The organism is Mesorhizobium sp. M1A.F.Ca.IN.020.04.1.1 (assembly GCF_003997315.1).
Lineage (GTDB): Bacteria > Pseudomonadota > Alphaproteobacteria > Rhizobiales > Rhizobiaceae > Mesorhizobium.
This window is the reverse complement of sequence record NZ_RZSN01000176.1, coordinates 1-11,926: the sequence shown is the minus strand read 5'-3', so window position 1 is coordinate 11,926 and position 11,926 is coordinate 1. Positions and strand designations below refer to the sequence as shown.

At 62.3% G+C, this 11,926-nt stretch carries 12 protein-coding genes and 1 pseudogene; 8 read left to right on the top strand and 5 right to left on the bottom strand.

The features are described from left to right. The 6 genes from EOA49_RS26180 to EOA49_RS26155 all read left to right on the top strand — a co-directional run. Positions 1–1,235 (top strand): aldehyde dehydrogenase (locus EOA49_RS26180; RefSeq protein WP_164749288.1); only part of this gene is annotated, 1,235 nt, incomplete at its 5' end. Positions 1,236–1,268: 33 nt separating this feature from the next. Beyond that, a complete protein-coding gene (locus EOA49_RS26175) occupies positions 1,269–2,345 on the top strand; it encodes an LLM class flavin-dependent oxidoreductase (protein WP_127239565.1) in 1,077 nt (358 codons plus the stop codon). Between the two features lie 2 nt (positions 2,346–2,347). Further along, positions 2,348–3,175 carry an alpha/beta fold hydrolase gene (locus EOA49_RS26170; protein ID WP_127239582.1) on the top strand — a complete coding sequence of 276 codons (828 nt, stop codon included), beginning with the start codon at positions 2,348–2,350 and terminating at the stop codon, positions 3,173–3,175. 257 nt (positions 3,176–3,432) lie between these two features. Further along, positions 3,433–4,266, top strand: a complete 834-nt coding sequence (locus EOA49_RS26165) for a transporter substrate-binding domain-containing protein (RefSeq protein ID WP_127239564.1) — start codon at positions 3,433–3,435, stop codon at positions 4,264–4,266. A gap of 54 nt (positions 4,267–4,320) precedes the next feature. Continuing rightward, positions 4,321–5,295: an amino acid ABC transporter permease gene (locus tag EOA49_RS26160; protein WP_127239563.1), complete on the top strand. Its 975-nt coding sequence runs from the start codon at positions 4,321–4,323 to the stop codon at positions 5,293–5,295. Continuing rightward, positions 5,292–6,035, top strand: coding sequence for an amino acid ABC transporter ATP-binding protein (locus EOA49_RS26155; protein ID WP_127239562.1), 744 nt, complete (start codon positions 5,292–5,294; stop codon positions 6,033–6,035). The genes EOA49_RS26160 and EOA49_RS26155 overlap by 4 nt, the downstream gene beginning before the upstream one ends. Positions 6,036–6,393: 358 nt before the next feature. Here EOA49_RS26155 and EOA49_RS26150 read toward each other — a convergent pair. The 5 genes and pseudogenes from EOA49_RS26150 to EOA49_RS26130 all read right to left on the bottom strand — a co-directional run bounded on the left by EOA49_RS26150 (position 6,394) and on the right by EOA49_RS26130 (position 10,335). Beyond that, positions 6,394–7,587 (bottom strand): annotated as a pseudogene (locus EOA49_RS26150) (IS91 family transposase). Between the two features lie 2 nt (positions 7,588–7,589). After that, a complete protein-coding gene (locus tag EOA49_RS26145) occupies positions 7,590–8,495 on the bottom strand; it encodes a site-specific integrase (RefSeq protein ID WP_127239561.1) in 906 nt (301 codons plus the stop codon). A 165-nt stretch (positions 8,496–8,660) separates the two neighbouring features. Then, a complete protein-coding gene (locus EOA49_RS26140; protein WP_127239560.1) occupies positions 8,661–9,134 on the bottom strand; it encodes a hypothetical protein in 474 nt (157 codons plus the stop codon). 57 nt (positions 9,135–9,191) lie between these two features. Beyond that, positions 9,192–9,647 (bottom strand): superinfection immunity protein, encoded by a 456-nt coding sequence (locus tag EOA49_RS32825; RefSeq protein ID WP_164746639.1) that lies wholly within the window; start codon positions 9,645–9,647, stop codon positions 9,192–9,194. Positions 9,648–9,696: 49 nt separating this feature from the next. After that, positions 9,697–10,335 carry a DUF4339 domain-containing protein gene (locus EOA49_RS26130; protein WP_127239558.1) on the bottom strand — a complete coding sequence of 213 codons (639 nt, stop codon included), beginning with the start codon at positions 10,333–10,335 and terminating at the stop codon, positions 9,697–9,699. Between the two features lie 216 nt (positions 10,336–10,551). Between EOA49_RS26130 and EOA49_RS34150 the strand changes: the two genes are divergently transcribed. Beyond that, the gene (locus tag EOA49_RS34150) at positions 10,552–10,677 is read left to right on the top strand and encodes a hypothetical protein (protein ID WP_348626897.1); all 126 of its coding nucleotides are present in this window, start codon (positions 10,552–10,554) and stop codon (positions 10,675–10,677) included. 665 nt (positions 10,678–11,342) lie between these two features. Beyond that, entirely contained in the window at positions 11,343–11,789 is a 447-nt protein-coding gene (locus EOA49_RS26120; protein WP_281007088.1) for a MucR family transcriptional regulator, read from the top strand. The last annotated feature ends 137 nt before the right edge of the window (positions 11,790–11,926 follow it).

Sequence of the window (11,926 nt, the reverse complement as noted above, 5' to 3'; positions counted from 1 at the left end):
AACTGGCGCTGATCGAGACCCGCGACAACGGCAAGCTGCTCAAGGAAATGCGCGCGCAGATGCGCGCCATGCCTGACAGCTACACTTACTTCGCCGGCATGGCCGACAAGCTGCTTGGCGACACCATTCCGGTCAACAAGCTCGACATGCTCAACTTCAACCTGCGCGAGCCGATCGGCGTGGTCGGCATGATCACGCCGTGGAACTCGCCGCTGATGCTGCTCACCGGCACGCTAGCGCCGTGCCTGGCGCTCGGCAACACGGTGGTTGTCAAGCCGTCGGAGCATGCTTCGGCCTCGACACTCGCTTTGGCCGAGCTGATCATGGCGGCAGGCTTCCCCGCCGGCGTCGTCAACGTGGTGACCGGCACAGGAGCAGTCGCGGGAGACGCGCTAACCCGGCATCCGGGGATCGCCAAATTCGTCTTCACCGGCTCGACCGGGACCGGGCGGCGGATCGCCGCCAATGCGGCGCAAAACCTCATTCCCTGCTCGATGGAACTTGGCGGCAAGTCGCCACATGTCGTCTTCGGCGACGTCGATATCGAGCATGCCGTGAACGGCGTCGTGTCCGGTGTCTTCGCGGCCGCAGGCCAGACATGCGTCGCCGGCTCGCGTTGCTTCGTCGAGGCAAGCGCATATGAGCCTTTCGTCGAGGCGCTGGTCGAGCGCACAAGGCGGGTGCGGGTTGGACAGCCGATGCTGGAGGACACCGATATCGGCCCGCTGGCGCTGTTGGCGCAACTCGCCAAGGTGGAAACCTATGTCGCTTCCGGTGTGCGCCAGGGCGCCCGGATCGCGGCCGGCGGCAAGCGGCCGCAGTCGGACGAGCTTGCCGGCGGCTGGTATTTCGAACCGACCGTGATGACCGATGCCGACAACGGCATGGAGTTCATGCGGGAGGAGCTGTTCGGCCCCGTCGTCGGCGTCATCCCGTTCTCGTCGGAGGACGAGATGATCCGGCTCGCCAACGACACCCGCTATGGTCTCGCCTCTGGCATCTGGACACGCGACATCAACCGCGCGCTGCGCTTCGCCAGGAATGTCGAGGCCGGCACGGTCTGGATCAATACCTATCGCGCCTCTTCCTTCATGTCCGCCAATGGCGGCTTCAAGGAAAGCGGCTACGGGCGGCGCGGCGGCTTCGACGCGATGGAGGAGTTCTCGCGGCTGAAGAACGTCGTCATCGACTATTCGGGCGCCATGCAGGATCCGTTCGTCATCCGCCTTCGCTGATCAAAAACCCGACGCACCGACCGGGAGACCGACATGAAATTCGCCGTATCGCTAACCATGGAGCGCTTCTCGCCCGACATCCCGATGGCGAGGGTGAAGAGCAACCTGCTCGAACTGGCGCGCATGGCCGACGAGGGCGGCTTCGAGACGCTGTGGACGGCGGAGCACCATACGATCGAATGCACGATCTCCCCCAATCCGCTGATGACGCTGACCTGGCTTGCGCAGCACACCGAGCAGATAAGGCTCGGCACCTCGACGCTGGTCGCGCCCTATTGGAGCCCGATCCGTCTGGCGGGCGAGGCGGCGCTTTGCGACCACCTGACCGGCGGGCGGCTGGAATTCGGCATCGCGCGCGGCTCCTACCAGTATGAGTTCGACCGTATGGCCGGCGGCATGCCGCAACAGGAAGGCGTCGCCTATCTGAAGGAGCTGGTGCCAGCGGTACAGCGACTGTGGGCCGAGGACTATGCCCATGACGGGCACTACTGGAGGTTCCCTTTGGCCACCGGCGTGCCGAAGCCGCTGCAGAAACCGCACCCGCCGATCTGGGTGGCCGCGCGCGACCCGGGTACATTTGATTGGGCGGTCGGTATCGGCGCCTCGATCCTTTCGACGCCCTTGTCGGCGCCGCCAGCCGAGATCGCGGTGCTTGGCGACAAATTCCGCAAGGCCGTCGCCGATCATCCGGAGGTGCCACGGCCGCGCCTGATGATGCAGCGCCGCACCTGCGTCTACGAAAGAGAGCAGGACTGGGAGGTCGCGGTCGGACACGCCATCAATTATGGCCGCGCCTTCGAGAACCTGTTCCAGAATATCGGCACCGTGCGCAACGGCTTTCCCGAAGCCGTGCCCTACGAGAGCGTCAAGGGCAAGGATAACTACAATCCCGAGAATATCCGCCGCAACCTCATGTTCGGCACGCCGGACGAGGTGATCGAAAAGCTGCTCGACTACGAGGCCGCGGGCGTCGACCAATACTGCCTCGGCCTGACGTTCAATCTGCCGTTCGAGCTGCAGAAAAAAACGATCAAGCTTTGGGTCGACGAGGTGATGCCGGTCTTCGCCGCGCGCGAGCGCGACAAGGCGCGCCAGGCGGCGAGGGCGTGACCATGGCGCGCTCCGGCCAGCTCGATGTCAAAGGCGTGCTGCTCAACTGGCGCCTTGAGGGCGAGGGGGGCGTGCCTCTGGTCTGCATCCATGGCGTCGGCTCTTACCTCGAAGCCTGGAACGGAGTGGCCGAGCGGCTGAAGGATTGCTTCGCGGTCCTCACCTTCGACCTGCGCGGCCATGGCCGCTCCAGCCGGGTCAAGGGCCGTTACGAGATCGACGATTTCGTCGGCGAAACGCTGGCGCTGGCCGACCATCTCGGGTTTTCCACGTTCAATCTGGCTGGATTTTCCCTGGGCGGTCTGATCGCCCAGCGCTTGGCGCTGACGCATGCCGAGCGCCTGCGGAAACTGGTGTTGCTGTCGACGGTCGCCGGCCGCACGCCCGAGGAGCGGCAAGCGGTCCGCGGCCGGCTGGCGGCGCTGATGGCGAGCGACGCCTCGACGCATCATGCCGCCTCGCTGTCGCGCTGGCTGACGGAGGATTTTCAGGACACCAACCCCGGGATCATCGCGGAACTGCGTCGGCGTGACGCCGAGAATGACCCCGACTGCTACGCTGCCGCCTACCGGGTTCTCGCGGAAACCGACTACGGCGGCATCCTCGACCGCATCACCTGTCCGACGCTGATCGTGACCGGCGAGAACGACCAGGGGTCCAGCCCGCGCATGGCGCGGCTGATGCACGAGCAGGTGCAGGGGTCCGAGCTCGCCATCCTGCCCGGGCTTCGCCACTCGATCCTGATCGAGGCGCCGGCGCTTGTCGCTGAAACGATGGCCGGCTTCCTGCTCAGCGCCGGCCGCGGGAGAGGAGCCGTCGCGCATGCATAGCGGTCTTCGCGGAGCGGCAAGGGCCGGCTTGCCAAGGCGGACCTGGCCGAAAACACGCCGAAACATTCCCTGTGAGCGAGGGACGGACGACGGCAAACATCCGGCGCGGAAGCGAAAGACCGGACTGGCCCGGGCACCGCTAAATCCGCGAACCGTCGGCGGGACGCCGACCTCGTCGGCAAGGAATTGCGAGATCATGACCGGCTGAATGGCCATGACCGCATGGGACTGAACAAACAACAAGGGAACAGACGAAAATGACATTCTGGAACAGACGACAGCTGACGATGGCCGGACTCGCACTTGTGCTTGGCTCCTATCCCGCCCACGCCGGTGCGGTGCTCGACCGTGTGATGGCGGCTGGCACGCTCAAGGTGGCGACCGACGCCAACTGGGCGCCGCAATCCTTCATGAACGCCAACAATGAGCTTGACGGTTTCGACGTCGATGTCGCCAAGGCGATCGGCAAGCATCTTGGCGTCAAAGTCGAGTTCGTCACGCCCGGCTGGGACATCATCACGGCCGGCAACTGGGCGGGCCGCTGGGACATGCATGTCGGCTCGATGACGCCGACCAAGAAGCGCGCCGAGATCTTCGATTTCCCGGCGGTGTACTACTACACTCCCGCGGCGGTCGCGGTGCACAAGGACAGCAAGGCCAAGACGCTCGGCGATCTCGACGGCAAGGTGGTCGGCGCCACCAGCACCTCCACTTTCGAAGCCTATGCCAAGAAGGACCTGACGCTCGACGCCGCCGGGGCACCGCCATTCGAGTACAAGCTGAACCCGAAGGAAGTCCACTCCTACGAGAACTCGACCACCGCCTTCGACGATTTGCGTCTCGGTGACGGGGTGCGGCTGGACGCGGTGGTGTCGTCGCTGCCGTCGATCCTGGATGCCATAAAGGCAGGTTATCCGATCAAGCAGTTGGGCGAACCGGTGTTCTACGAGCCGCTGGCAATCGCCGTCGAGCATGGCGATCCCGAACTGTCGGCCAAGATCGCCGACGCCGTGAAGGCGATGAAGGCCGACGGCACGCTGAGCAAGCTCTCGGAAAAATGGTACGGCCAGGACTACTCTAAGACGAACTAATGTGTCCAAGGCGGCCTGCCATTTGGCAGGCCGCTGAACCGCCGGTGCTCAAAGATGCTCTACCCGGATACCGTCGAGGCCGAAGTCCTCGTTCACAAGCCCTGGTTCGTGGCGACGATGTTCGGCGTCGTCCTCCTGGTCTTCATGGCGTTCAACCTGTCGGGCACCGGCTTGGCCGAACTCATGCGCCCGGTGATCGGCGAGCCGTTGACGAGCGGCCTTTACGGGCGTTTTGCCGTGGGCTTCGCCGTCGCGGTGATCTTCACACTCAACGTCGTCCTGATCGGCTTCGCACCGCTCAAGCTGCAGATCGGCATCGTATGGCTGGAACTGCTGCTCCTGTTCATCGCCTTCTTCGAGACTTTCCACCTCAGCCTGCCTTTCATCCGCGAGAAGCTGCCGTTCCTGATCGGCCAGGGCATGGTCACCACGCTCTATGTTTCGGCTATCTCCATCGTCATCGCTTCGGTCATCGCGGTGGCGGGCGCGGTTGCCAAGCTCTCCAACAATGGCTTCGCTTATGCCATCGCCAGCTTCTACACCTCGTTCTTCCGGGGCCTGCCGCTCTTGATGCAGGTCTACCTGATCTATCTCGGACTGCCGCAGCTCGGCTTCGTCATCAATGCCGTGCCCGCCGGCATCCTGGCGCTGTCGCTCTGCTACGGCGCCTACATGACCGAGATCTTCCGCTCCGGCATCCAGAGCATCGACCGCGGCCAGTGGGAGGCATCGCGCTCCATGGGGTTCGGCTTTGCGCTGACCATGCGCCGCATCATCCTGCCGCAGGCATTGCCGGTCATCATTCCGCCAACTGGCAACCAGTTTATCTCGATGCTGAAGGATTCTTCGCTGGTCTCCGTGATCGGCGTGTGGGAGCTGATGTTCCTGGCTCGCACGCTCGGCCAGAAGACCTTCCAGCATATGGAAATGCTGATCTCGGCTGCCGTCATCTATTGGATGCTGTCGATCTGCCTCGAGCTGATCCAGTCCCGCATCGAACGGCACTATGCCAGGAGCAAGGTGCGATGAACGCTCCAGCCATCATTGAGGCCAAAGCCGTTTCCAAATGGTACGGCCAGTTCCATGCGCTGAAGGGTATCAACCTGACGGTCCACAAGGGGGAACGCATCGTCATCTGCGGGCCGTCCGGTTCGGGCAAGTCGACGCTGATCCGCTGCTTCAACCGCCTCGAAGCCCATCAGGAGGGCGAGATTGTGGTCAACGGTGTCACGCTGCATGGCAGGATGAGCAACGTCGCCGCCGTGCGCTCCAATGTCGGCATGGTCTTCCAGCACTTTAATTTGTTTCCGCATATGACGGTGCTGATGAACTGCATGGCCGGACCGATGTGGGTCAAAGGTGTGTCTGCCGCGGAGGCGCGCCAGACCGCGCTCCAGTTCCTGGAACGAGTCCGTATCCCCGAGCAGGCGAACAAGTTCCCCGTCCAGCTTTCCGGCGGCCAGCAGCAGCGCGTGGCGATCGCCCGCAGCCTGTGCATGAAGCCCGATGTCATGCTGTTCGACGAGCCGACCTCCGCGCTCGACCCGGAAATGGTCTCCGAGGTACTGGACACGATGACGGGACTGGCGCGGGATGGGATGACGATGGTGTGCGTGACGCATGAGATGGGCTTCGCCCGTGCCGTGGCCGACCGCGTCATTTTCATGGACGCCGGACAGATCGTCGAGGAGGGGACGCCCGACGCGTTCTTCGGCAACCCGCGTCACGAACGGACGAAGGTGTTCCTCAGCCAGATCCTGAAGCATTAACGTTCCGGGCAAGACTGCTTTTTCGCCTACGCTATCAAAAATCGGACAGTCCGCTGCCGTGAAGAGTTTCGGGCGCCGGCAGGCGTACGAAAGTCCCCGAGGAAGGAACCCGCGGGCCACAGGCGATGGCTATGGGGATTTCGGATTTCGGCAGATGTCGGCGATGTCTGGGACCTCGCCAAGGAGGGCGGAGATGGATGCCGACAGGCCGCTTCGATGCGCCCTCCAGGCGAATGTTGTCGGCCCGGCACGCGGCTGGCCGCGGCTCTGTCGGCGTTGATGATCACCATGGACAGGCGTGGATCCGGTGCCGGAGACTGTGCGCCTACGACTTGAGACTGGATCATGCCATGCCGGGTCATGGGGCGGTCTCCCGGTTTGTCGTCCGTGCGCCCGGCGGTCCGCGCGGCTGCCTCCATCGTTCGAAGGTCTCGATGATGATCATGCGGCCGCCACAGCAGGGGCATGGCGGGCGGAAGTCGTCCGGTTCTTCCGTGGTGTCGTCATTGGACGGTGCGGCGACGTTCAGGAGTTCGCGAGCAATCGCGAGGCTGGCCTTGCGAGCGGAGCCGGCATGCAGGCCGTAGTGTCGGATGCGATGGAAGCCGCGCGGCAGAACGTGCAGCAGGAAGCGGCGGATGAACTCGTCGGTGGCGAGCGTCATGAGCTGCTGCCTGTCTGCGCCACCGCGGCGGTAGTCTTTGTAGCGGAAGGTGACGCGGTGCTCGTCGAAATGGATGAGGCGCCGGTTCGAGATGGCGACACGATGCGTGTAGCGCGACAGGTAGGCGAGCACCGCTTCCGGTCCGGCGAACGGCGCCTTGGCGTAGACCACCCAGCGCTTCTTCCGGACCGGCGACAGGTGGCGCAGGAATGCCCGCCGGTCGGTGAGGTGCGCCATCGATCCGAAGAAGCTGAGCCGGCCGGCGTCGCGCAGCGCGACCAGACGGGTGAGGAATAGCCGGCGGAACAGCTTGCCGAGTACCCTCACCGGCAGCAGGAATGCCGGACGCGACGAAATCCACCGGCTTGCGTCCGGCGCGATGCCGCCGCCCGGCACGATCATGTGCACATGGGGATGGTGCATCATCGCCGAACCCCAGGTGTGGAGCACGGCAGTGATGCCGATGCGCGCGCCGAGATGCTTCCGATCTGCCGCGATGGTTAGCATCGTCTCCGACGCGGCGCGGAACAGCAGGTCCTAGACCAGCGCCTTGTTGTGGAAGGCGATGTCGGCGACCTCGGCGGGCAGCGTGAACACGACGTGGAAGTAGCCGACCGGCAGCAGGTCGGCCTGGCGCTCGGCCAACCATGTCCGTGCGGCCGCACCCTGACACTTCGGGCAGTGCCGGTTGCGGCAGGAGTTGTAGGCGATGCGCCACTGGCCGCAGTCCTCGCAGGCCTCGACGTGACCGCCAAGGGCCGCGGTGCGGCAGTGCTCGATCGCCGACATGACCTTGAGCTCGGTGAGGCTCAGATGCCCGGCATGGGCGACCCGGTAGGCGGGCCCGGCAGTGCGGAAGATGTCGGCAACCTCGATCGAGGCGCGCACGCTCAGCCGTCGGGTGAGATCCCTTCCGGCTTGAAGAGGCCAAGCTTGTCGAGCGGGCTCGTGACGGTGCGCACCGTGCGGGTGGCAACCTTGGTGTAGAAGGCGGTGCTATTGAGCTTGGCGTGCCCGAGCAGGACCTGGATGATCCGGATGTCGGTGCCGTCCTCCAGCAGGTGGGTGGCGAAGCTGTGACGCAGCGTGTGCGGTCCGACCCGCTTGGTGATGTCGGAGGCCTTTGCCTCGACGACGATGCGATAGAGCTGGCGGGTGCTGATCGGCTTCATCGCATGCTGCCCCGGGAATAGCCAGCCGTCGCGATGCATCACCCCTTGCTGGCGTCCGACCTTCCACCACTGGCGCAGCAACAAGAGCAGGTCTTGCGACAGCATGGCGTTCCGGTATCGCCCGCCCTTGCCGCGCTCGACACGCAGCAGCATCCGCTCGCTGTCGACGTCGGCGACCTTCAGCATCGCCACCTCGGCCACGCGCAAGCCCGCGCCATAGGCGACCGAGAGCGCGGCCTGGTGCTTGAGGCAGGTGGTGGCGTTGAGCAGCCGGGCGACCTCGTCGCGGCTCAGCACCATCGGCAGCTTGCGCGGGTGCGCCAGACGAACGAGCTTGCGCGCCAGATCGGGACGATCGACCGTATGCGTGAAGAAGAAGCGCAGCGCCGACACGATGCTGTTCATCGTCGGCACGGGAACACCGTCGTCCTGCTGCTCGATCTGGAACCGGCGCAGGTCGTCGGTGGTCGCTGTATCCGGCGACCGGCCGAGGAACGTCGCCAGGCGTCCGATGTCGCGGAGATAGTTGCGCTGCGTCTCCTGTGAGAAACGTCGCATGTTCATGTCGTCGATCAGCCGCTGACGCAGTGGACTGATAGGTGCATCAAGAACAGGATAGGGCATGGTCAGGCTCCTTGTTGAAGAAGCCCGTGATGTTCTGCCGCTGCCGAACCACCCTCAAATGCGAGCGCGACGACCGGCTCGTGATCTCTACCTCAACCCCAGGCGCCCTCCCGCGTAGCGGGTTCGTTCGTCGGCCCCATTTTAGACTGCTGTCAGGCCAGAATGCTATTGATCATGCTCCGGATAAAAGCCGTTTTTGCCCCACGGCATAAGCACGGCGAGATCTCCGCCAGCCTGGTACGGCCCAGTGAGCATGACGCATGTATCGAAATCCTGTCTTAGACCGACTTTGTGCATAGCCCGGCGAATAGAGCGCTGCAGCGCAGCGAACTCGGGCGGATCGGACCGCTTTGCTCTGGCGATGTAATCGCGCGCCGGGCCGCTCAGCTCCCAATACCATTTTTTGCAGAATTCCACGCTGTAGAAGGCCGCGGCGGCAGCAATCTGCCGGCCCTCCTTGGTGTCGGGCTTTATCTTAATCTTGCCGGTTCCATTGTCATCGAAGGGAATGTCCACTTGCCAGCCGACATAGGGCAAAGACATGACGCTGATGTTGGGTGCTGCTTGGAGGTGTGTGGTGGTGGTGCCAAGCACGAAGATGAGGGCGAGCCCGAAGGTGATGCAGATAGCCCTTAGCATTGAAGTCCTCCAAGGAGCACCGACCAGGCGAACTGATGTGATCGGAAACGGTGCGGATTAGGTCGGTTTTGATATGTCTTGGAGCTCGGCATTATCCCGCCTTGATGAACCCAGCGCGCATACGTTCGAATTGATCAGCGTCGATGGCACCGTCGTCGCGCAACTTTTTAGGCGTTCCAGCCGATTGAGCATGTCCTCGCTTGGCAATCGCGAGACCGGCGGTGACAGCGGAGCGACGTTCTCAAAACGCACCCATACGACGTCATTGGCGGTCAGGTTGAGGCCGGATTCACCGCCGTTGGTTCCTCTTGGGTCAGCAGTGATGTGGAGGGCCTTGCAGGCCCAGATCAGGCAGCCGAACCAAACGATGCCCGTGGCCCCGAGAAAGGTGTTGAGCAGGAAGATCACCCATCGGTTCGGGTGACGCCGCAGGAAGGCAATGATGGTCGGAATGAGGAAGATGAGTGTTGCGACCAGCAGAAGCGTAAGCAATTCGGATTGCGTATCGTTCATATCAACCTTGTGGTGCCGGGTGCGTTTGGAGGCGCGAGGTTCAGCCTGCTCACCCGTCAATGACGAAAGCGAGCTCTCCCGCGAAACCCACCACCGCGCAGCCGAGCCAGAGCCATAGATAGCGCCAGCCGCCGCCGACGATTGCGGCCCTTCGCCAAAAATACCCGACCGGTGAGAGCAGCACGAAAGGCGTAATCCATCGGTTGCCTGGATTGAGCCCTTTGCGATTGAGCTGCCTGACATCGAGGATGCAGGCAACGATGATGGCCAGCGTCCACCACAGCTGAGTGGCGTTGTTGAAGTCGCCGGCGCTTGGATCAACTTTGGCTGCCTTGGCGGTGACATCGACAAGCAGCATTGCCAGCGGTGAGAAGGCAATCACCTCAGCATAATACGAGCTGATACCCGGCGCCTCCGCGTTTTTGCGCGCAGCAGAAGGTTGAGGGACTACCACCGAGGGCGCCGGGCTTGGCTGCGCGCCAGGAAGAGGTGGCGGCAAAGGCGGTAGGGTAACAGAAACGCTGTCCTTGAATTTTGTCTGGCTAGCCGGCGTCCACTCCGAGCCGAGGGCAGCCGACCATACCCGCGCTTCCAGTGGCAGAAAGCGATTCGCAAACATCGTCGCCAAGTCTGCCTCCTTGATCGGCCCGCGCTGCGTTCCGTTTTCTTCATAGTACCAGTCAGTCATGCGTCCCCCGAGGTGATTTCAAATGGGCTGGATTTGCCGCTGAGAAGCGACGGTCGGCGAATGACGAGTATACTCCGTGGAGTACTCTGCAACTGGCTGTTGTACGTCTCATGGACATACGCCAGCTTTTTGCCCGGAATCTTCGCGCGGCCCGAGAGGTAAAAGGGGCTCTCGCAGGAGGCGCTTGCCTATGAGGCAGGGCTCGATCGAACCTATATCAGCTCGCTCGAGCGCGGCCGCTACTATGCGAGCCTGAAGGCGATCGAAAGGATCGCCAGGGTGCTGGAGCTCGATCCAGCCGAATTGCTGCGCAAGGACGAGGCATCCGCGCGAAGCCAGTGACGACTTGCGACAGGCCTGATCGAGTGTATTGGCGCCGCTCTGCTTGCAGTTTACCGACGGCAGTGTTCGCTCGCACAACAGGTTCATTGTGGCCGCGCCTCGCTAGCGAAGGCGGTCATGGCCTCTCGCCACATTGAGAGGATCTTTTCGACCGCCTCTCCGCTCAGATGGGCGAGCGGAGCAAGGGCAATGGGTTCGACTTGATCGGCCGTAGTGCTAAGGGCGTGGAGTATCGCTACCAAACCCTCAAGCGTTCTGAGCTCCGGCTCGATGTCGAATAGATGCTGGCGAACTACGTCGATTGCGACTTTGTCTTCTGACTTGTCTCGTTTCCTGGCCATCGTGGGTCTCGCTTCGTCACGAGACCAATGCTTGCTAATAGTAGGAAGTCCAGTCGGATTTATATCGAAACCTCGGTATTATTGTAAAAATATCCAACCAGATGCGCAAAGGTCAGTACTGAACATGCGCTCGGAACCTGAGCGCCGTCGTCAAAGCGATCGAATGTATGGAGCGAGTTTTGCTCGTATGCATTTGTATATTCTTCGGCGTGCCTATGAGCGTATATTAACTGCCGGCAGGCGTTGACGATAACCCTGTTTGTCTCTTATTCAGAAATGAACAAATGTATCGCAAGCAAATCCTGCAACCAAAGGAGCCGGCCGTTGTCTGACGAAAGCCAACCCAATCTGATCGAACTCACGGCCGACATTGTCTCAGCCTATGTTCAGAAGAACGCCCTGCCGGTTGCGGGTCTGCCCGATCTAATTGCGAATGTGAATTTGGCTCTCGCTCAAATCAGAAACCCCGCTGCCTCGGAACAAGAGGCGCAGAAGCCAGCGGTTAATCCGAAACGGTCTGTGTTCCCGGATTACATCGTCAGCCTGGAGGACGGCAAAAAATACAAATCTCTCAAGCGCCACCTCCACACGGCCCACGACATGTCGCCGGAGGAGTATCGTGAGAAGTGGGGCTTGCCTAAGGACTATCCAATGGTCGCACCGAACTATTCGGCGGCGCGCTCTGCCTTGGCAAAATCGCTAGGGCTTGGGAAGAAAACAACGTCGGTTTCCAGGAAGAAGGCAGCGACGAAGCGGAAAGCCAAGGTATAGATCTGTTTGACTAGGTCCAATCTACATTCAGGATTCTCAACGCGGTTTGGCGTTGATTCATTGCGTTCCGAGGGTTCTGATTCGGAGCGCGACGGATGGCCAAACGGTACGAACTGACGAACGTCCAGTGGGCGCGC